At 49.4% G+C, this 21,670-nt stretch carries 17 protein-coding genes and 1 pseudogene; 12 read left to right on the forward strand and 6 right to left on the reverse strand.

The features are described 5' to 3' along the window. Nucleotides 1-11 precede the first annotated feature (11 nt). Nucleotides 12-3,089, reverse strand: a complete 3,078-nt coding sequence (locus tag SBG_RS01680; protein WP_001071127.1) for a beta-galactosidase — start codon at nucleotides 3,087-3,089, stop codon at nucleotides 12-14. 601 nt (nucleotides 3,090-3,690) lie between these two features. Between SBG_RS01680 and SBG_RS01685 the strand changes: the two genes are divergently transcribed. Both SBG_RS01685 and SBG_RS23005 read left to right on the forward strand, forming a co-directional pair. Further along, on the forward strand, nucleotides 3,691-4,407 hold the full coding sequence (locus tag SBG_RS01685; protein WP_000532932.1) for a YebC/PmpR family DNA-binding transcriptional regulator: 717 nt from the start codon (nucleotides 3,691-3,693) through the stop codon (nucleotides 4,405-4,407). A gap of 165 nt (nucleotides 4,408-4,572) precedes the next feature. Next, nucleotides 4,573-4,983 (forward strand): annotated as a pseudogene (locus tag SBG_RS23005) (LEM-3-like GIY-YIG domain-containing protein); the annotation flags it as partial. A 57-nt stretch (nucleotides 4,984-5,040) separates the two neighbouring features. Here SBG_RS23005 and SBG_RS01695 read toward each other — a convergent pair. Then, nucleotides 5,041-6,129, reverse strand: coding sequence for a LacI family DNA-binding transcriptional regulator (locus SBG_RS01695; RefSeq protein ID WP_001101346.1), 1,089 nt, complete (start codon nucleotides 6,127-6,129; stop codon nucleotides 5,041-5,043). A 149-nt stretch (nucleotides 6,130-6,278) separates the two neighbouring features. Here SBG_RS01695 and mmuM point away from each other — a divergent pair, with 149 nt between their 5' ends. Next, nucleotides 6,279-7,214, forward strand: a complete 936-nt coding sequence (gene mmuM / locus SBG_RS01700; protein ID WP_001135927.1) for a homocysteine S-methyltransferase — start codon at nucleotides 6,279-6,281, stop codon at nucleotides 7,212-7,214. A 72-nt stretch (nucleotides 7,215-7,286) separates the two neighbouring features. On the opposite strand, the gene hemB is transcribed toward mmuM, so the two are convergent. Then, the gene (gene hemB / locus SBG_RS01705) at nucleotides 7,287-8,261 is read right to left on the reverse strand and encodes a porphobilinogen synthase (protein ID WP_000130732.1); all 975 of its coding nucleotides are present in this window, start codon (nucleotides 8,259-8,261) and stop codon (nucleotides 7,287-7,289) included. Between the two features lie 503 nt (nucleotides 8,262-8,764). On the opposite strand from hemB, the gene SBG_RS01715 reads away from it, so the two are divergent. Further along, nucleotides 8,765-11,668: an autotransporter outer membrane beta-barrel domain-containing protein gene (locus SBG_RS01715; protein WP_000556494.1), complete on the forward strand. Its 2,904-nt coding sequence runs from the start codon at nucleotides 8,765-8,767 to the stop codon at nucleotides 11,666-11,668. Between the two features lie 84 nt (nucleotides 11,669-11,752). Next, nucleotides 11,753-12,376: a hydrogen peroxide resistance inhibitor IprA gene (gene iprA, locus SBG_RS01720; protein ID WP_000950237.1), complete on the forward strand. Its 624-nt coding sequence runs from the start codon at nucleotides 11,753-11,755 to the stop codon at nucleotides 12,374-12,376. A 42-nt stretch (nucleotides 12,377-12,418) separates the two neighbouring features. On the opposite strand, the gene ampH is transcribed toward iprA, so the two are convergent. After that, nucleotides 12,419-13,576 (reverse strand): D-alanyl-D-alanine-carboxypeptidase/endopeptidase AmpH, encoded by a 1,158-nt coding sequence (gene ampH, locus SBG_RS01725; RefSeq protein WP_000830790.1) that lies wholly within the window; start codon nucleotides 13,574-13,576, stop codon nucleotides 12,419-12,421. Nucleotides 13,577-13,935: 359 nt separating this feature from the next. Between ampH and sbmA the strand changes: the two genes are divergently transcribed. Then, nucleotides 13,936-15,156, forward strand: coding sequence for a peptide antibiotic transporter SbmA (gene sbmA / locus SBG_RS01730; protein ID WP_000477014.1), 1,221 nt, complete (start codon nucleotides 13,936-13,938; stop codon nucleotides 15,154-15,156). Nucleotides 15,157-15,170: 14 nt separating this feature from the next. Continuing rightward, the gene (locus tag SBG_RS01735; RefSeq protein ID WP_001110469.1) at nucleotides 15,171-16,265 is read left to right on the forward strand and encodes a DUF1615 domain-containing protein; all 1,095 of its coding nucleotides are present in this window, start codon (nucleotides 15,171-15,173) and stop codon (nucleotides 16,263-16,265) included. A 39-nt stretch (nucleotides 16,266-16,304) separates the two neighbouring features. On the opposite strand, the gene SBG_RS01740 is transcribed toward SBG_RS01735, so the two are convergent. Next, complete coding sequence (locus SBG_RS01740; RefSeq protein WP_000763142.1) at nucleotides 16,305-16,613, reverse strand: YaiY family protein; 309 nt, start codon at nucleotides 16,611-16,613, stop codon at nucleotides 16,305-16,307. A 266-nt stretch (nucleotides 16,614-16,879) separates the two neighbouring features. On the opposite strand from SBG_RS01740, the gene SBG_RS01745 reads away from it, so the two are divergent. Further along, nucleotides 16,880-17,095, forward strand: a complete 216-nt coding sequence (locus tag SBG_RS01745; protein ID WP_000550606.1) for a DUF2754 family protein — start codon at nucleotides 16,880-16,882, stop codon at nucleotides 17,093-17,095. Between the two features lie 25 nt (nucleotides 17,096-17,120). Here SBG_RS01745 and ddlA read toward each other — a convergent pair whose 3' ends face one another. Next, nucleotides 17,121-18,215, reverse strand: coding sequence for a D-alanine--D-alanine ligase (ddlA, locus tag SBG_RS01750; protein WP_001096579.1), 1,095 nt, complete (start codon nucleotides 18,213-18,215; stop codon nucleotides 17,121-17,123). 77 nt (nucleotides 18,216-18,292) lie between these two features. On the opposite strand from ddlA, the gene SBG_RS01755 reads away from it, so the two are divergent. The 4 genes from SBG_RS01755 (at nucleotide 18,293) to psiF (ending at nucleotide 21,614) form a co-directional block, all read left to right on the forward strand. Continuing rightward, the gene (locus SBG_RS01755; RefSeq protein WP_000911640.1) at nucleotides 18,293-19,006 is read left to right on the forward strand and encodes an extensin-like domain-containing protein; all 714 of its coding nucleotides are present in this window, start codon (nucleotides 18,293-18,295) and stop codon (nucleotides 19,004-19,006) included. A gap of 168 nt (nucleotides 19,007-19,174) precedes the next feature. Continuing rightward, complete coding sequence (locus SBG_RS01760; protein WP_013991378.1) at nucleotides 19,175-20,383, forward strand: multidrug efflux MFS transporter; 1,209 nt, start codon at nucleotides 19,175-19,177, stop codon at nucleotides 20,381-20,383. Between the two features lie 300 nt (nucleotides 20,384-20,683). After that, the gene (iraP, locus tag SBG_RS01765) at nucleotides 20,684-20,944 is read left to right on the forward strand and encodes an anti-adapter protein IraP (RefSeq protein WP_013991379.1); all 261 of its coding nucleotides are present in this window, start codon (nucleotides 20,684-20,686) and stop codon (nucleotides 20,942-20,944) included. A 349-nt stretch (nucleotides 20,945-21,293) separates the two neighbouring features. Then, nucleotides 21,294-21,614: a phosphate starvation-inducible protein PsiF gene (gene psiF, locus SBG_RS01770; protein WP_000705168.1), complete on the forward strand. Its 321-nt coding sequence runs from the start codon at nucleotides 21,294-21,296 to the stop codon at nucleotides 21,612-21,614. The last annotated feature ends 56 nt before the right edge of the window (nucleotides 21,615-21,670 follow it).

Here is a 21,670-nt window from a genome sequence, read left to right on the forward strand (position 1 = left end):
CCGGCATCGGTTCAGTACCAGCTTAACTGGTAATGGTAGCGTCCGGCGCTGAGCACATATTCCGCCGATACCGACGGGCTCCATGAGTCATCGCCCCCCACACCCATGTGGAAACCGTCAATATTGAGCCACGTTCCTGCTTCCGGTTGTAGCAGGTGACGATGGCGGGTTTCCATCAACTGCTGCTGGCTAAAGCGACTGATGTTGAACTGAAAATCCCCCCGCCAGCGGTGCGGGCCATAGTTCAGCTCGCGAGTGGCGCAGCGCAGGCCATTTTCGCTCGGGAAGACGTACGGCGTATACATTTCCTCAAGCGGTAGCTCCCAGCGATCGAAACAGGCAGCGCTGAGTCTGTCCGGGTAGCTTTCATGGGGGCCAAGTCCCAACCAGTTCACCCGATCCGCCACCGCTACCAACTGGCAGTTCAGACCGATACGCGCAGGCGGCGGTGTGCCGTAGTTAACGTCAACATCGACCGTAATTTGCATCTCGCCATTACCATCGATGCGGTACGTTTTCCGGCTGATAAACAGCGGGTTACCCTCATACTGCCACACATGGACGGTGGTAATCAGTACCGCGCTTGCCAGCGCGTCGGCATCACATTGCAGTAAGCTGGCTTCTGCCTGATAATGACCTGCGGCCTTCCAGCGCTCAACCCAGGCGGTGGGATCGATGCGCGTGGCCTCGCTGACACCGATATCGTTATCCAGCGGCGCGCGGGTAAACTGGTCAACGAGCGGCGTCAGCAACTGCTCTTCATCATTTATTCTGTACTGAATCAGAAAACCCAGCTTGCGGCAGAACTGCCAGCGCTTACCGTTGACTTCCACCGTAAAGGCATGATCATCAACGCTTAATTGTGGTGTGGTGTTTGCAGTGGGAGGAAGCTGGATATTAAGTTTTTCCGCCAGTTTCCATTGTTGCCAGGCGCAGATGTGTCCGGCTTGCGACCACGCTGTTGCCTGCGGCTGTTCGACGCGCACGGTTAGCCAAAGCTGGCCCGCGGTCTCCGGCTGCGGAAATTCGGGGAGCGTGATGCGCTGATGCCCTTGTGGAGGAATATCCAGCGTTACTTCGCCACCAGTGACCGGTTTGCCGTTCTGTGCCAGCGACCAGTGCAGACGTTCGTTGTCGCTGTGACGGAACAGATATTCGCTGGTCACTTCAATCTGGCGCCCGGAGCCTGGCAGTAACCGGAACTGGAAAAACTGTTGGGCGTGTTTGGCTTCAAACAGTGCGGGATGTGGGGTACGATCGGCAAAAACCAGCCCGTTCATGCAGAACTGGCGATCGTTCGGCGCATCGCCAAAGTCGCCGCCGTAGGCCGACCATGGTTTGCCATCGGCATCATATTTGATCAGCGATTGGTCGACCCAGTCCCAGACAAAACCACCTTGTAGCCGCGGGTATTGACGAAAGGCCTGCCAGTATTTGGTGAAACCGCCGAGGCTATTCCCCATCGCATGAGCGTATTCACAGAGGATCAGCGGGCGCTGTTCGCCGGGTAATGACAACCATTTCTTGATTGACCACTTCGGTACGGCGGGGAAGGGTTGATCCTGATCGACACGTGCGTACATCGGGCAGACAATATCGGTTGCGGCGGTATCCGCACCGCCACCTTCATATTGCACTGGACGGGAAACGTCTGCGGATTTGAGCCAGCGATAGAGCGCATCATGATTTGCGCCATGGCCGGATTCATTGCCCAGCGACCAGATAATAATGCTCGGATGGTTGCGATCGCGCTGCACCATCCGCGTTACGCGCTGGCTCATGGCCGGTAGCCAGACGGGATCGTCGCTCAGGCGATTCATGGGTGTCATGCCGTGGGTTTCGATATTGGCCTCATCCACCACATACAGACCGTAGCGATCGCACAGCGTGTACCACAGCGGATGGTTCGGGTAGTGCGAACAGCGCACGGCGTTGAAGTTATTCTGCTTCATTAACAGGATATCTTTCAGCATGGTGTCGTAATCCATGACCTGACCCTGCTGTGGGTGATGCTCATGGCGATTCACGCCGCGAATCAAAAGCGGTTTACCGTTCAGCAACAACAGGCCGTTTTCGATACGTACCTGGCGAAAACCAATGTCGCAGGCTTCGGCTTCAATCAGCGTATTGTCGGCGGTGTGTAGCAGCGCAACGGCGCGGTACAGATTCGGCGTTTCGGCGCTCCACAGCCTGGGATGTTCAACCTTCAGGCGCAGCGTTGTACGGTCATGGTACGCGCCGCGTTCATCAATGATATCGCTGCCTAATGGCGCGGTTTTCTTGCCGATTAAGGTTTCGCCATCCCATAGCTGTACCGTCACGTGTAAATTATCGTGCAGATCGCCTGTCGATCTGATTTCCGCATCCACCACCGCCCGGCTGAAATCGTCGTTGAAGTGAGTGTTAATGTGCAGATCGCTGATGTACGTCGAGGGTTTATGCAGCAGGTAAACATCACGGAAAATCCCGCTCATTCGCCACATATCCTGGTCTTCCAGGTAGCTGCCATCACTCCAGCGCAGCACCATCACCGCGAGGCGGTTTTCCCCCTCACGTAAAAAATCACTGAGATCGAATTCCGATGGCAGACGGCTGTCCTGCCCGTAGCCTACCCAGCGTCCGTTGCACCACAAATAGAATGCGGAGTTGATACCATCAAAAATGATCCGCGTTTTCCCATCCTGTAATTCATCGTTATTAATATTAAATGTGAGCGAATAACATCCCGTGGGGTTTTCTGCCGGAACGAACGGTGGATTAACCGGAAACGGATAGGTAATGTTAGAGTAAATCGGCGCGTCATAGCCGTACATCTGCCAGTTCGATGGTACGGTAATGGTATCCGCGTGTTGCAGGTCATGCAGACGCCACGCCTCCGGAACGGCTTCGGGCGAGGCGAACCAATTAAATTTCCATTGGCCGTTCAGGCTACGACGTCGGGATGATGGTTCGTCGTGGCGTGCGTCATCAGCATGACGCCAGCTATAAAAAGGTGGGTGTGAGGCCAGCCGGTTGAGTTGTGTTACGCCAGGATTCTCCCAGTCACGCCTGGATAATACTGAAGAGAGAAAATCACGCTCCTGATTCATTCCGTATCCTTAAGTGAGTTGTTATTCGCTCACAATTTTTATTGAAAATACGGCGATAACGGAAACAGTGTAAAGCCAGGGATGTGCGTTAAGTGATGTCACTCACATTAATTATTGCGTGGGGAAAGGTGGGGGGCATTATGCTGAAGTTCAGGCTATATGAAGCGGAGCTGGCAGGAGGCTATTGCGATGGGCTGGAGCAGTCGTGAACGTTTTAGATAAAAGGCGAAGGCGGCGCTTTGCTTGAATGGAATGATAACTTCCAGAATCTGACCTCGACAATGATCTGCAGCGCTCTGTCAGTAGTGCGGCGGCAATTTTATGGATAGGTGTTTTTGCCTGGATAATCACTTTTATTTTTCCTGTCTTGGGTATTATTGCTGCGCTTCAATTATTAAGAATAAAAAAGGTTCAGAAGAAAATATTGGAATAGCTTATACACAATATTAACTATAGGTAAATTTAAAGTAACAATCTGTAAAATGGGTCGTTTTTGTTTCTCATAGACGAGAATTTATACATTATGATATAATATCGCGGAAAAAATGCAGGTTAATAATCTGCCAGTAATGTAAATATCATTTTCCAGGAGACGATTCCAGTGGGACGTAAATGGGCCAATATTGTTGCTAAAAAAACCGCTAAAGACGGTGCAACGTCTAAAGTATATGCAAAATTCGGTGTGGAAATCTATGCGGCTGCTAAGCAAGGCGAACCAGACCCAGAATTAAACACCTCTTTAAAATTTGTTATTGAACGTGCGAAACAAGCGCAGGTTCCAAAGCACGTTATTGATAAAGCCATTGATAAAGCCAAAGGTGGTGGAGATGAAACCTTTGTACAAGGGCGCTATGAAGGCTTTGGACCAAATGGTTCAATGATTATCGCTGAAACGTTGACGTCAAATGTTAACCGTACGATTGCCAATGTTCGCACAATTTTTAATAAAAAAGGCGGCAATATTGGAGCGGCAGGTGCTGTCAGCTATATGTTTGATAATACTGGCGTGATTGTTTTTAAAGGCACAGACCCCGACCATATTTTTGAAGTTTTGCTCGAAGCTGAAGTTGATGTTCGTGATGTAACCGAAGAAGAAGGAAACATCGTTGTTTATACTGAGCCGGCAGATCTTCACAAAGGAATTGCAGCACTAAAAGCAGCTGGAATTACTGAATTCTCAACAACAGAATTAGAAATGATTGCTCAATCAGAAGTTGAACTTTCACCAGAAGATTTAGAAATCTTTGAAGGACTTGTTGATGCCCTTGAAGATGACGATGATGTTCAGAAAGTCTATCACAACGTTGCCAATCTCTGATTGTAAATTAAAGAAATCTGTCGTTATGGCAGATTTTTTTTAACTTATCGATTTGTTATAAAAAAGTTTGTCTGGCCAGATAGATTGATTATAAAAATAGATAAAACGGCTCTCTCCTGAAATAAATCACATTAATTGAAACTTCTGATCTTAATCGGCAGATTTCTGATAGGACGAATAACAATTGATGAGCTCCATCATTTGCTACTAAAAATCGCACCTGAACATGTCGGGCTCGCTTTCCTTCTTAACAGTACATATAAATCAGGCAGGAGCGCACGGGAATGATATGAGTCTACGCGCGGTATTTAGGTAAAAATTCCTGACGATGAGAGGCGTAAGTGCGCCTGTGCAACTTATGGTGGTCTCATCATGGACGTTTACCACATCCCGTGCCGGGTGAAGGCTGGCTTTCAGCAGTATTTTACTCGCGAATTGTCTATTTCCCTGATATGAATCGTATAGCGTTTGTTGGGCATATCGCAGATGAAAGAAATGAGAGCGTTATACGTGGGAAGACTCGGTAAAAAAGAGCGCAGCCATGGCCGTCCCTTTATGAAAGCCGGGATTAGGTAATACTCTTAGCTAAATTTAGCGTCCTAATCAGAGAATCCCACTCCGCTCATGTAGCGTTTATTTGCCTGGTGTTAACCGTGCAACCTGCCGCGCCAGTTGCATGAGCGAGTCGGCGAGCGCTTGTGCAGATGCGCTCCCGGCTGCGGGGCGCTGCACGGTTTGGCGTTCCACCAGCGTGACCGGCAGCAGCGTGTCAGGCTCGCTTATTTCGCCCCGCGAGAGCTGCATAAGCCTGTCGACGCTGCTTTCGCCCAACCGGCGAAAGTCTTGTCGGAGAGTGGTCAGCGGTGGAATGTAGCAGGCGCTGTCTTCGGTATCATCGTAGCCAATCACCGAGATATCCGCGGCGACCCGCAGACCGAACTCGCTAATCGCACGCATGGCGCCCAATGCCATCTGATCGTTGGCGACAAGTATGGCGCTGGGGATCGTACCGCCATTGAGCATTTGCATGGTTTGCTGAAAGCCTGACATCGCGCTCCAGTCGCCTTCCCTCTCAACTAGCGGCTGCAACCGGTACTGCGCCAGATACTTATGCCACCCGGCATGACGCAGGCGGGCTGATACAGAAGAGTGGGGGCCCGCCAGTAAAGCAATTTGGGTATGACCGTGGTGGACCAGATGCTCGACGCCTAAACGCGCGCCGTCATCGTGGGAAAAAATGATACGATTCACCGGCGTCTGGTCAGAGACGTCAAGAAATAGCGCCGGCACCGCGCCGCAGGAGGCCGCTACGGTGACGGCATCAACTTCATCCAGCGGAAAGTTAATAATCAACCCCGTTACGCGCTGAGCGAGCAGGTTGTGTATTGCCGCTTTACAGGCCTCGACCCCTGTCTGTTCAACCATAGCAATCACCACGCTGGCTGTGGACTGGTCGGCGCGGGATTTGATGGCAGCGACAATCTGTGAGGGGGCATGTAGCGCCAGATTGCTGGTGGCGACGCCAATCAGCGGCGATTGCTTTCCAGCCAACTGTTGCGCGACGCGGTTGGGGATGTAATTCAGCGCTGCCATTGCCGTTTCGACTTTCTCGCGTGTTTTGGCCGAAACGTGGCTGGCCTGGTTTACGACGCGTGAGACGGTCTGATAAGAGACGCCTGCATGGGCTGCGACATCGTAGAGCGTTACCGGTTTCACATTCATCCCCTGATTCCAACGTTATCCGGTCGCTATGATGCCACACCGTGAAAGGTTTTTCGCCATTGCGCTGTGGTACGGTTTACCATTTACGACGCTATATTATGGTGTTTACTTCCTTCTCCAGCCAGGAAATCAATATCAGGAGTCATCATATGCCGCAGAATAATCCATTAAGCGCCCTACTCGAAAAGCATGACTTTCTGTTGCTGGATGGCGCGATGGCGACGGAGCTGGAAGCGCGGGGCTGCGATCTCAGCGATAGCCTGTGGTCCGCGAAAGTACTACTTGAGAAACCGGCGTTGATTCGTGATGTCCATCTGGACTATTTTCGGGCCGGGGCGCAGTGTGTGATTACCGCCAGCTATCAGGCGACTCCGGATGGGTTAGCGGCGCGCGGTCTGAGTAAGGCGCAGGCAACATCGCTGATTGGCAAGAGCGTGGAGCTAGCACGCAAGGCGCGCGAAGCGTATCTGGCGGAAAACCCACAGGCGGGCACTTTGCTGATCGCCGGATCGATCGGACCTTATGGCGCATTTCTTGCCGACGGGTCGGAGTACCGTGGCGATTATGCGCGTACGCCGGAACAATTTCAGGCGTTTCACCGCCCGCGCGTGGAGGCGCTACTGGATGCCGGGGCCGATCTGCTGGCCTGTGAAACGTTGCCGAATTTCGTGGAGATTCAGGCGCTGGCAGAACTGTTAACCGCGTACCCGCGCGCCAGGGCGTGGTTCTCGTTCACCCTGCGTGACAGCAAACATCTGAGCGATGGTACACCGTTGCTGGAGGTGACGGCGTGTCTGAACCATTATCCCCAGGTGGTTGCCATTGGCATTAACTGTATCGCACTGGAAAACGCCACCGCTGCGTTACAGCATTTATACGGCTTAACAACGCTGCCGCTGGTAGTTTATCCTAATTCTGGCGAGCAGTATGACGTGGCCAGTAAAGTCTGGCGCCACCACGGCGAGACTTGCGCACGGTTGGCGGATCATTTGCCGCAGTGGTGGGCTGCGGGCGCACGCTTAATGGGTGGATGCTGTCGAACGACACCTGCGGACATTGCCGGGTTAAAAGCACAACGCCAGTAGGCCCGACAAGAGGTTTGTTACCGGGGGAGAGTGTGCCGGATAGCGCACGCCATCCGGCAAAAGAAGGAGTAATTAACGCAGAATTTTCTTCTCAGCCAGATCCAGCGCGAAGTAACTAAAAATCACATCGGCACCGGCGCGTTTAATTGAGCCCAGACTTTCCAGCACGACTTTTTCTTCGTCAATGGCGCCAGCCATAGCGGCAAATTTAATCATGGCGTATTCGCCGCTCACCTGATAAGCGCCAATCGGCAACTCCGTGCGCTCGCGGATTTCACGCAGCACATCCAGATAGGCGCCTGCGGGTTTAACCATCAGACAGTCTGCGCCTTGCGCTTCGTCGAGTAGAGATTCGCGAATCGCTTCACGACGGTTCATCGGGTTCATCTGATAGGTTTTGCGATCGCCTTTCAACGCCGTCCCTGCTGCCTCACGGAAAGGACCATAAAAAGAAGACGCAAATTTAGTGGAGTAGGACATGATGGCCGTATCGGTAAAACCAGCGGCGTCCAGCGCCTGACGAATGGCCTGGACTTGTCCATCCATCGCCGCAGAAGGCGCGATAAAATCTGCGCCAGCCGCTGCTGCAACAACGGCCTGCTTGCCGAGGTTGGCCAGCGTCGCATCGTTATCAACGCCATGTTCGCACAGGACGCCGCAGTGACCGTGCGAGGTGTACTCGCAGAAACAGGTATCGGACATGACAATCATCTCCGGCACGGTTTGCTTACAGATGCGGGACATTCTCGCCACCAGGCCATCTTCTTTCCAGGCATCGCTGCCAGTGTCATCGGTATGGTGAGAAATGCCGAAGGTCATAACAGAACGAATACCAGCGTTGGCGATACGTTCAATTTCCCGCGCCAGCTGTTTTTCCGGAATACGCATCACACCGGGCATGGCGTCGATGGCCTGGTAGTCGTCGAGTTCTTCTTCAACAAAGATCGGCAACACCAGGTCGTTCAGACTGAGTGTTGTCTCTTCAAACATAGCGCGCAGCGCGGCAGATTTGCGCAGGCGACGAGGGCGATGGATAAGGTCTGTCATGGTTTGCCTGATGTTTGTGGAATTGAAGGTGCCAGTATACCTGAATTCGGCCGGGAATGTTTTACGAAAACTGTCCTTAACGCACCGCCAGCGCCGGGAGAAAATGCCACCGTTTTATATACCCGGAATTAATATTTTAAGGTATGAAGTATTTTTCGGAGAAATTAATTTGGCGTTGCTTTTAGTTTTATTTAATTTATTTTTAAGTATTATCAGCTCTGGCTATTATTTGTATTCATTTTGTGTTTCTGTTAAATATATTATTTTTATATGTGTTTTGCTTTTGGTTTTTCTGGCAACAAATTGAAGTTCAAGGTGTTTTAACGACTTTTGTCTATTTTGTGAAGTGTGTTTTATTCACGTCCGGATCCGGACAGTGGGTAAAGAATAATTGAACCTTTTAGCGATGCCGCCGCATAATCGTCCTCGCTAAACATATATATGTTTTCATGCATTGATAATTGATGGATCAACGATATTACGTCCCTGAGGAGGGATGACAAATGCACTCCTGGAAAAAGAAACTTGTAGTCTCACAATTAGCATTGGCTTGCACTCTGGCAATCACTTCTCAGGCGAATGCTGCCACTTACGATACCTGGACTTATTACGACAATCCTACTACCGCACTTGACTGGGATAATATGGATGCTGCGGGTACCGTTGATGGTAACTATGTAAACTATAGTGGTTTCGTTTACTACAATAACGCCAATGGTGATTTCGACCAGTCGTTTAACGGCGACACGGTTAACGGTACGATTTCTACTTATTACCTGAATCATGATTATAATGACGCAACCAGTAATGAGTTGAATATTAGTAACTCAGTTATTCATGGCTCAATTACATCTATGTTACCTGGCGGTTATTATGATCGGGCTGATATGGATGGAAATGGTCTGGTTGGCTATAATTTCTACAATGATACCGTTGTTGATAACAATTGGTATGATGGCGATGTATTCACGCTGAACATTGCTAATTCCACTATTGATGATGATTATGAAGCGTTTTACTTCACTGATTCCTATAAGGACGGTGATGTAACCAAATACACCAATGAAACATTTGATGTCAGTGAAGGCGTGGCGGTGAATCTTGATGTGGAAAGTAACATCAATATTTCCCACAACTCCCGCGTTGCCGGTATTGCCCTGTCTCAGGGAAATACTTACAACGACACTTACACGACAGAATCCCATACCTGGGATAACAATATCAATGTTTATGATTCTACCGTAACCTCCGGTTCAGATTTCATTCTGGAAAGTAATACAGCTTCCTTCGGTAATTCTGATGAGCCTGGCGATTATACCGGACCTGGTGACAACGCGTTGTCTTTCACGGATAGTGCTGCTTCAGACTATGCAATGAAGAACAATGTCTATTTCAGCAATTCTACGCTGATGGGTGATGTCGATTTCACCAGTACCTGGAATGCTAACTTCAATGCTACTGGCGATGACACCAATGGTGATGGTATTGCTGATACCAACCATGGCTGGGCTGATGATAGCCTGAACGTTGATGAACTGAATCTCACTCTTGATAATGGCAGTAAGTGGGTGGGTCAGGCTACGATTAATGCTGAGGTTATTGCTCCGGCTAATATGTTTGATGTTGCAGCCAATAGCTTGACTCCGGGAGCAACCACGGAGGCGAATGCGTGGGGCCGTGTCGTTGGCAATCAAGTCTTCCAGAGTGGCGTGTTTAACGTTGTATTAAACAACGGTTCTGAGTGGGATACTGTTGGGGATTCTCTTGTTGATACATTGACGGTTAACAATGGTTCCCAGGTGAATGTTTCTGATTCTGATGTAACAGCAGATACTGTTGATTTAAATAATGGTTCTTCAATGAACATCGGTGAAGGTGGTTACGTAGATACTGATCACCTGACCATTAACACCTACAGTACGGTTAACCTGGATACGTCTACTGGCTGGGGTACTTACTCTAATCTGTATGCTAATACCATCACTGTAACTAACGGTGGTGTATTGGATGTTAATGTCGATCAGTTTGATACTGAAGCATTCAACACCGATACCCTGGAACTGACCAGCGGTAATGTTGCTGATAACTCTGGCCATGTTGTTTCTGGTGTATTCAACATCCATAGCAGCGATTATGTTCTGAATGCCGATCTGGTGAACGACCGTACCTGGGATACCACCCAGGCTAACTACGGTTACGGTACTATCGCGATGAACTCTGATGGTCACCTGACTATCAACGGTAACGGCGATATCAACAACGGCGACGAACTGGATAACAGCTCTGTTGACAATGTTGTCGCGGCAACCGGTAACTACAAAGTGCGTATCGACAACGCCACTGGCGCAGGTTCCGTTGCGGATTACAAAGGCAACGAGCTGATTTATGTCAACGACGTAAATACCAATGCAACCTTCTCCGCTGCAAATAAAGCTGACCTGGGGGCTTACACCTATCAGGCTAAGCAGGAAGGCAACACTGTCGTTCTGGAACAGATGGAACTGACCGACTACGCTAACATGGCGTTGAGTATTCCTTCTGCGAACACGAATATCTGGAACCTGGAGCAAGACACTGTTGGCACTCGTCTGACCAACGCTCGTCATGGCCTGGCGGATAACGGCGGTGCATGGGTAAGCTACTTCGGTGGTAACTTTAACGGCGACAACGGCACTATTAACTATGATCAGGATGTCAACGGCATCATGGTCGGTGTTGATACTAAAGTTGACGGTAACAACGCTAAGTGGGTCGTTGGTGCAGCAGCGGGCTTCGCGAAGGGAGATCTGAGCGATCGTACCGGCCAGGTGGATCAAGACAGCCAGTCTGCCTACCTCTACTCTTCTGCTCGCTTCGCAAACAATATCTTTGTTGACGGTAACTTGAGCTACTCTCACTTCAACAACGATCTGTCTGCTAACATGAGCAACGGCGATTACGTTGATGGCAACACCTCTTCAGATGCCTGGGGCTTCGGTCTGAAACTGGGCTACGACTGGAAACTGGGTGATGCAGGTTACCTGACTCCGTACGGCAGTGTATCTGGTCTGTTCCAGTCTGGTGATGACTACCAGCTGAGCAACGACATGAAAGTTGATGGTCAGTCTTATGACAGTATGCGTTATGAACTGGGTGTAGATGCCGGTTATACCTTCACTTACAGCGAAGATCAGGCGCTGACACCGTACTTCAAACTGGCTTATGTTTACGACGACTCCAACAACGATGCTGACGTAAATGGCGATTCTATCGACAACGGCGTAGAAGGTTCTGCGGTACGTGTTGGCCTGGGTACTCAGTTCAGCTTCACGAAGAACTTCAGCGCCTATACCGATGCTAACTACCTCGGCGGCGGTGATGTTGATCAAGACTGGTCTGCAAACGTTGGTGTTAAATATACCTGGTAATTATTTTCTCTCAGGAGAAATAAAGGTAATTTAAACGGGAAATGCCCGTCAAGGATTTGACGGGCATTATTGCAAGGAATGCATATGTTATCTTTAAGTAAACCTCTGCAGGAATTTAGCATACTTGATAAATACCTTTCTAAGCAGGGGGCTCGTTTCGAGTTTGTTAATGATAAAGAAATTATCTGTTCGTCTGAAGAGAGTAACACCCATACTTTTGTTATTTTAGACGGTGTGGTTTCGTTGATCCGTGGAGATAAGGTTCTTATCGGTATTGTGCAGGCTCCCTTTATTTTTGGCCTGGCTGATGGGCTGGCAAAAAAAGAGTCACAATATAAATTAATTGCGGAAAGTGGCTGCATTGGCTATCGCCTTGCGTCGTCACAAACCCTCTCCATCATTGAACAACATCAGCTGTGGCGTGAAGCCTTTTGTTGGCTGGCATGGAAAAATCAGGTCCTGGAACTTCGTGACAGGCAACTTATTGGCAATAATTCTTACGACCAAATTCGGGCCACGTTAATAACAATGATTGAATGGGATGAAGAACTTCGTTCTCGTATTGGTGTCATGAATTATATTCATCAACGAACGCGTGTATCACGATCGGTAGTGGCAGAAGTTCTCGCGGCCCTGCGTAAGGGAAATTATATTGAAATGAACAAAGGCAAACTGGTCAGTATTAACCGTTTGCCCTCTGAATATTAAAAAGTAGTGCGCCTCGTTTGGTATACGATGAGCGACGATAACTCAGGACGTGGGAATAGCTATCGGTTTATTACCGTTTAACTCGCTAACCAGATCGTTAATACCGTCACTCATATTAGTAAATCGCGTGAGGGGAGAACGAGTGACGACGACAAAGGCACCAATATTATATTGCGGGATCATCGCCATATAGGTAATAAAACCACCACCGCCTCCTGTTTTCTGGATAATGCCTGGACGTCCATCTTTAGGTGCCATATAGACCCAGCCCAGACCGAGCGCGTCTGCTTTACCCGGTACGTCCATCCCGACCATTTTTTTTAGTTGTGCGCGTTGATAAATTAGTGTTTGCATTCGATCGGCCTGTCGGCTGCGATGATTGAAATCCGACGACAGATACTGTTGCATCCAGCGCATCATATCTCCCGGCGTAGAGTAGACGCCGCCGCTGCCGATGGCAGCCAGAGTATTATTACAGGGGCTGGCGCCTTTCTCCGCCACCATCAGGCGCTTACACTGATCGGGAGACGGAGTAAACGTGGTGTCTTTCATTCCCAGCGGACGGGTAATATTCTCTTCAAACAGTTGCGTATAAGGCCTGCCGGATGCGGTCGACAGCGCGTCGGCTAACAGGTCGAACGCCAGATTGGAATAGGCCGCCTGCGAGCCAGGCGCCACTTTTAAGGTTGCAGTAGAGATCCAGCTCCAGCGCTGTTCACGAGTGGGCCAGACAAATACCGGGCGATGTGGCGCTCCGCCGGGTTGCTCTCGCGGTAGTGCGCTGGTATGGGTGGCTAAATTGACCAGTGTAATTGGTGTACCTTTATACGTCGGGACATGTGCGCCGGGGGGCGCATATTTGCTGAGAGGATCGTTTAATTTTACCGTGCCTTGATCGAGCAGTTTCACCAACATCTCGCTGGTCATCAACTTGGTGAGAGAGGCGATACGAATGACTGAATCAAGCTGTGGACGAACATTATTACCTGGCCGGGTTTCACCGAAACTACGAAACACACGTTGATTGCCGTCGATCACCACCAGAGCCATACCTGTGGCACCGCTGCCATAAAAGATATGCTCGGCGTAGCGATCAACAATGTCAGAGGCAAAAACGGGATCGGCAATCGGCTGAGCCGCCTGGACAGAAGTACATGACGCCGTTAACAGCGTGGCAGTAAAAAGCAGACTACGTTTCAACGGTAATGTCCATAAATGAAATAACGGTAGTTATGCGTATTTATACTACCCGGCGGCACATTGCAAAGTGTTAAAGAGAAAAAAGTTACTGAGAAAACGTAACGGCGAGTAAAACGTAACGTTTGGCATGAAGGATAATGTTTACTTTTGTGATATAGCGCATGTGATAATCTGATAGCGTCAGCCTATCCGCCCGGTATGAAACTCGTCGAAACAATTCTGTTGGGCTGACATGCGAACTAACCGCCGCAACGTAGGTCACAATGCCTGGTTTAGCCCTTTCATTTTCCTGGGCATGGCTTGATATTGCAGTTGTCACAGCCGCCGTCATAAAGATAAGAAGTTAGCAGGAGTGCATAATGTTTAAATCTTTTTTCCCAAAGCCAGGGCCGTTTTTCATTTCGGCGTTTGTTTGGGCGCTGGTCGCTGTCATTTTCTGGCAGGTGGGAGGGGGAGCGTGGGTTGCGCGGCTTGTCGGTGCGTCCGATAAGATCCCCATCAGCGCAGCACGATTCTGGTCGCTGGACTATCTGATTTTTTATGCTTATTACCTGATTTGTGTCGGTTTATTCGCAACGTTCTGGTTCATCTATAGCCCGCACCGTTGGCAGTACTGGTCGATACTTGGCACCTCGCTCATTATTTTTGTCACCTGGTTTTTGGTGGAGGTTGGCGTCGCGGTTAACGCCTGGTACGCACCATTCTATGATTTGATCCAGACCGCGCTCAGCTCGCCGCATAAGGTGACTATTGGTCAATTCTATTATGAGGTGGGCGTTTTTCTCGGTATTGCGCTTATCGCGGTGGTGATCGGCGTGTTAAATAATTTCTTTGTCAGTCACTATGTCTTTCGCTGGCGTACCGCAATGAACGAGCACTATATGGCGCACTGGCAGTATTTACGCCATATCGAAGGGGCTGCCCAGCGTGTGCAGGAAGATACCATGCGTTTTGCCTCTACGCTTGAGGATATGGGCGTGAGTTTTATCAATGCCATTATGACACTCATCGCCTTTTTGCCTGTATTGGTTACCCTGTCAGCGCATGTGCCGGATTTACCCGTTGTGGGACACATCCCTTATGGTCTGGTTATTGCCGCTATTGTCTGGTCATTAATGGGAACGGGTCTGCTGGCGGTCGTCGGGATTAAATTGCCGGGGCTGGAATTTAAAAACCAGCGCGTAGAAGCAGCCTATCGTAAGGAACTGGTTTACGGTGAAGATGACGCCAGCCGCGCCACGCCGCCAACTGTGCGTGAACTGTTTAGCGCGGTGCGCCGTAACTATTTCCGTCTCTATTTTCACTATATGTACTTCAACATTGCACGTATTCTCTATCTGCAGGTTGATAACGTTTTCGGTTTGTTCCTGCTGTTTCCTTCCATTGTTGCCGGTACGATTACACTGGGTCTGATGACGCAAATCACTAACGTGTTTGGCCAGGTGCGTGGTTCATTCCAGTATCTGATTAACTCCTGGACAACACTGGTGGAACTGATGTCCATTTATAAGCGTTTGCGTAGTTTTGAGCGCCAGCTGGATGGACAGCCGGCTCAGGAAGTGACTCACTCTTTTAGCTAACAGAAGGAAACGTTATGCCGGCGGCGTCCCGTCTTTATCCAGTGTCTTTTTTGGCAGTCGCACTACTGGCTGGCTGTAGTAGTCAATCCCGGCAGCCAGTGAATCAGGGCGAGAAGCCTGTCGACGTTGCAAGCATAGTACGCCAGAAAATGCCAGCCAGCGTTAAAGACCGGGACGCCTGGGCGAAAGATATCGCCACAACGTTTAAGAGCCAGGGGCTGGCACCGACGGTAGAAAATGTCTGTTCGGTGCTGGCGGTTGCGCAGCAGGAATCTGGTTATCAGGCAGATCCCGTCGTACCGGGGCTGAATAAAATAGCCTGGCAGGAAATTGATCGCCGCGCTGAACGGCTGCATATCCCACGGTTTGTTGTGCATACCGCGCTGAAAATGAATTCCCCCACCGGGAAAAGTTATAGCGAACGACTGGATACAGTAAGAACCGAAAAACAGCTTAGCGCCATTTTTGACGATTTTATCAATATGGTTCCTATGGGACAGACTCTGTTTGGCTCTTACAACCCGGTACATACCGGCGGCCCTATGCAGGTCAGTATCGCCTTCGCTGAACAGCACGCTAAAGGCTATCCGTGGAAAATGGCGGGTACGGTACGTCAGGAGGTCTTTACACGCCGTGGCGGGCTGTGGTTTGGGACATATCATTTACTCAATTATCCGGCGAATTACAGCGCGCCGATTTTCCGCTTCGCCGACTTCAATGCCGGGTGGTATGCCAGTCGTAATGCAGCGTTCCAGAATGCCGTCAGTAAAGCCAGTGGTGTAAAACTGGCGCTGGATGGCGATCTGATTCGTTACGACAGCAAAGCGCCCGGCAAAACGGAGTTAGCCACGCGCAAACTGGCTGCACAGTTGGGAATGAATGAACGCGAGATCCGCCGCCAACTGGAGAAAGGCGATAGTCTGGATTTCGAAAAAACAGCGCTCTACAGGGACGTCTATAAGCTGGCTGACGCCAAAACGGGCAGGACATTGCCGCGTGAAATACTGCCCGGCATTCAACTGGAAAGCCCGAAGATTACACGTAAGCTGACAACGGCCTGGTTTGCTAAACGGGTTGATGAACGACGGGCCCGGTGTATGGGGCGATAGAGGACGCGCCGAAGGGGAGCCTCTTCAGCGCGCTCACGTTTACTGGTGGCGGTGGCGCCAACGTAAAAATGCGGCGATAACGCCAAAAATCAGACAGCCTGTCAGAAAGGGCACCAGTCCAAAAATTGTCCCGACGCCCAGTCCAATCTCTACGCGTGGTCGACCTGTATTTTGCACCTGCATCAGATGTTCATAGATGCCAGGGGCATGAACCAACAGGTTTAAAAGTTGTGCCCCGGCCCAGAAACAAAACAGTACAAAAACGGCGTAAGCAATATTTCCAGGCGTAGAGGAGGTTTCTCGATATTTTCCGCTGAACAGCGATTTTGAGAGAGTGAAATCAGCCATAAAGACCTCCAGGGTGATCGGTTACGATCTGGCGTTATGCCATCGGCTTACTGTGAAGTCTGACAGGTCATTGCGTTTGTCAATATCAGAATCATGGTAATTTCACATCAGGAATGTATCCACAACGTAAATTTTTGTTAGTTGTCACAAAACATTCACCTTAATCAAAATTAATTAACATTTAAGAAATTCCGTATCCTCCACAGACCGTTCGCAAGAAGTATGTAAAAATGCGCCTTTGCTATGATTAATACGTCGGAGTCGTTATGCATTTGCCTGTAAAAATTCGTCGTGACTGGCACTATTATGCCTTCGCTATTGGGTTAATCTTTATTTTGAACGGCGTGGTGGGATTGCTGGGGTTTGAGGCGAAGGGGTGGCAAACCTACGGCGTAGGGCTGGTAACGTGGATTATCAGCTTTTGGCTGGCGGGGCTCATTATTCGTCGGCGTAGCGATGACGAGGCAAAAGACGCCCGATAAATGTTTCGTTATCGGGCATACAGTATTACATCGTCCTTTTTAAGGCGTTATCCGCCGTATGGCGTTCCAGCGCCAGTTCAATCAGGCGGCTGATCAAATCAGTATAACTCAGTCCGCTCGCCTGCCAGAGTTTTGGATACATGCTGATATTGGTAAAACCAGGCAGCGTATTGATCTCGTTGATCACCACCTCATTATCTGCCGTTAAAAAGACATCGACACGCGCCATACCTGCGCAGCCCAGCGTCTGATAAGCCTGAATCGCGATCGCGCGGATCTTGTCGTTCACCTCGGAAGGTATTTGCGCCGGTACCACAACCTGAGCGCCATTATCATCAATGTATTTAGTATCGTAGGCGTAAAATTCGCTATTCAGCACGATTTCACCACAGGTACTGGCCTGCGGGCGATCGTTACCTAATACGGCGCATTCGATCTCGCGGCCAGCGATCCCTTGTTCGACTACAACTTTATGATCGAATTCGAAGGCCAGCGCGACCGCCTGATGGTACTGCGCTTCATTGGCGACTTTACTGACACCGACCGAAGATCCCTGGTTGGCAGGTTTAACGAACAGCGGCAGGCCCAGACGGGATTCAACCTCGGCAAAACTAAACGCGTGACGATTCGTTCGGGTGAGGGTAATAAACGGGGCGATATTCAGACCTGCATCGCGCAGCAGTCGTTTGGCAACGTCTTTATCCATGCAGGCCGCGGAACTCAGGACGTCTGAACCGACAAACGGTAAGTTTGCGACGCGTAGCATGCCTTGCAATGAGCCGTCTTCACCTAACGTACCGTGGACGATGGGGAAAATCACATCTACCGTCGGTAGCGGCTGACCGTTCTGGGCGTTGATCAATTGGTGCTCATGTTTGCCTGGCACCTGGGCAAGACTCATTTCCGAAGGGCGTAGCGCGATATGTGCCGGATCGTCGGCATTCTGTAAATAATTTTCCGCATCGTTAACATGCCACTGTCCCGCTTTATCTATCCCTAATAGCACTACGTCAAAGCGAGTTTTATCTATTGCCTCAACGATATTTTTCGCCGATTGCAAAGACACTTCATGTTCTGCTGATTTACCACCAAATACTATTCCTATCCGCAATTTCGCCATCTTAAAAACCCATTCCATCGAATGCAAAACGTATACATTACCACGACAAAACGCGGGTTTCGCGGGCTTCTGCCATAATGCTTAAGGGATTTAAGAAAGGAGGCCGTGTGAAAGGTAAGGGTTTTCTGATTATTGTGCTGCTGGGCGGCATTAGCGGACTGGGATATCGTTATCTTCCCTCTTATTATAATCCTTTTGCCCCGTTACAACTTTCCGATCCGCCAGGCCTGATCACGACCTTCAAACTACAGCGCCTTACACCAGCGCAATGCCAGGAACTCCTGACCGCGGCCAATCAACAGGGGATAATCTCATCACAGCCTGTTGCAGATAGCGCTGGCGAATGCCCATTAACCCATGTTGTGCGCGTCAGAGATTTTGGTCAGGTTAAATTGAGTAGCAGTTTTTTAGCCTCCTGCCCGTTGGCGCTGAGCTCCGCGCTGTTCGTTGAACAGCAGGCAAAACCTTTAACAAAAACCTTGATGAAACAGCGCCTGGCCCGAATCGAACATCTGGGCAGCTACGCCTGCCGTAATATTTATCACCGTCCGGATGCACGCCGTAGCGAACATGCCAGTGCACAAGCGCTGGATATTAGCGGGTTTCAGTTGTCGAATGGCCAAAAAATTACCGTGCTGCGAGGCTGGAAGAATGAGGAGACGGGCCCCTGGCTGCGCGCCTTGCTCAACGCCAGCTGCCATTATTATGGCAATGGGCTTGGGCCTGACTATAACGCCGCCCATGCCAACCATTTCCATCTTGGAATGCGTGGTTATGGCGTGTGTCGTTAAAGCATAAACGTCTGCCTTTTGCGTCCGTACTATGTGATATGTTTCACAAAAATGATGAACGGGGAGACAAAATAGCAAAATGTGATGTATCGCACCTCTGGAACCACCAGGAAAAAGTGAGCTTGCTAAGCTAGCATGTATTTTCAGCTACTTATCGTTACGAGTCTTATGGAATCCTGGAAAGTTAATCTCATTTCCGTCTGGTTTGGCTGTTTTTTTACCGGGCTGGCAATCAGTCAAATCCTGCCTTTTTTACCCCTTTACATTTCCCAGCTAGGGGTCTCTTCCCATGAAGCCTTGTCAATGTGGTCCGGGTTAACGTTTAGTATTACGTTTTTGATTTCCGCCATTGTATCGCCGATGTGGGGCAGTCTGGCTGACCGAAAAGGGCGCAAATTGATGCTGTTGCGCGCGTCGCTTGGGATGGCGATTGCTATTTTGCTCCAGGCGCTCGCGACTCATGTCTGGCAGCTTTTCCTGTTGCGCGGAATCATGGGCCTGACGTCAGGCTATATTCCCAATGCTATGGCGCTGGTGGCCTCTCAGGTACCGCGCGAACGCAGCGGTTGGGCGCTCAGTACACTTTCTACCGCGCAGATTAGCGGCGTCATCGGCGGGCCGTTAATGGGCGGTTTTGTCGCGGATCATATTGGTCTGCGGGCGGTCTTTTTGATTACTGCCATGCTGTTGGTGGTGAGCTTTCTGGTTACGCTATTTTTAATTAAAGAAGGCGTGCGCCCAGTTATCAAAAAAAACGAACGTCTGAGCGGCAAAGCCGTTTTTGCGTCGTTACCGTATCCTGCGCTGGTGATCAGCTTGTTTTTTACTACAATGGTCATTCAGCTTTGTAATGGCTCCATCAGTCCAATCCTGGCGCTGTTTATTAAATCGATGATGCCAGACAGTAATAACATCGCCTTTCTTAGCGGGTTAATTGCCTCGGTGCCTGGTATATCCGCGCTTATCTCCGCGCCTCGTCTGGGAAAACTTGGCGACAGAATCGGCACCGAAAGAATTCTGATGGCCACGCTTATCTGCGCGGTGTTGCTTTTCTTCGCGATGTCCTGGGTCACTACGCCGTTCCAGTTGGGGCTGTTGCGTTTCTTATTGGGCTTTGCCGATGGTGCGATGCTACCTGCCGTACAAACGTTGTTAGTAAAATACTCCAGCGACCAGATTACCGGGCGTATTTTTGGCTATAACCAGTCGTTTATGTACCTGGGCAATGTGGTAGGGCCGTTGATGGGAGCGACGGTGTCAGCGATGGCCGGTTTTCGCTGGGTATTTATCGCCACGGCAGCGATTGTGTTGATTAACATTAGTCAGCTTACTCTGGCGTTACGTCGTCGGCGTTACGCGCAAAAAATGAAAGGGTAGTCGTTTTACATCGTAACGGTCCTTCAGCCGTTACGATGTGGTTTAAATTAAAAAGATATATTCTCCATAAGTGAAATTTCTTTATGGATGGTATAAATTTAAATTATGATATAGCGTGATTATTGGTTTTTTATCGTTTATTATCGTCTCGCTTACGGTTTGAGAAACGTTTCGCTACGGTGATGGTGAGAATTATTTATGTAAAGTTATTCCTGTATCATAAAAATAGTACTTTCAACCTCTAGGCAGTGGTTCTTCATAGTGATAACGTCACCCTGGAACTAATAAGGAAATATGGTCATGAAAAATCTCATAGCAGAGTTGTTGCTTAAGCTGGCCCAAAAAGAAGAAGAGTCGAAAGAACTGGTTGCTCAGGTAGAAGCGTTAGAGATTATCGTCACAGCGATGTTACGTAACATGGCGCAAAGCGAGCAACAAAAGTTGATAAGTCAGGTAGAGGGGGCGCTTGAAGACGTAAAGCCGGATGCCAGCGTTCCTGATAACGATACGGAATTGCTGCGCCAGTATGTAAAAAAGTTGCTGAAACACCCCCGGCACTAATCGTATTTAAAACAGAATGTTTGTTATAACGTTACTTATATGAAATAACTATAGCCGCTTTGTTTTTATTTTCCCCTGCACTAAGCATGAAAAAAATAAAAACAAAGCGGCTATAGTAATAGCAGCGTAACGCTAAGTGTTCTTCTTCATTATGTCAGTGCGACGGCGAATAATCGAGTTGCACATGAGACCTTAGTTTGTCAATCGATAAAACAAAGATTAAGTACGGTAGTAATACTTTTACTGCCGGGTGGTATTTTTGCCAGTAACAGCCAGACTTATATAAAGTCTCTGAGATATTTCTCAAAGAGACAACGTGTCGTGTAAACACTGACAAAAGGATGGTGCTATGAAAATAACATTACTGGTGACTTTACTTTTTGGTCTGGTCTTTTTAACTACCGTCGGCGCTGCCGAGAAACCGTTAACCCCGCAACAGCAGCGCATGACTACCTGTAATCAACAGGCGACAGCGCAGGCGTTGAAAGGCGATGCACGTAAGACTTACCTCAGTGACTGTCTGAAAAATAGTAAGTCAGCCCCAGGTGAGAAAAGCCTGACACCACAACAACAGAAAATGCGTGAATGTAATCTCCAGGCGACGGAGCAGTCGCTGAAAGGCGACGATCGCAGCAAGTTTATGAGCGCTTGCCTGAAAAAAGCGGCGTAGTGCTATCGGGTGAGCTTCGAAAAACGTTCACCCGAAATCTCATACTCTCTTTATGC

It is taken from the genome of Salmonella bongori NCTC 12419 (genome assembly GCF_000252995.1).
Taxonomy (GTDB): Bacteria; Pseudomonadota; Gammaproteobacteria; order Enterobacterales; family Enterobacteriaceae; genus Salmonella; species Salmonella bongori.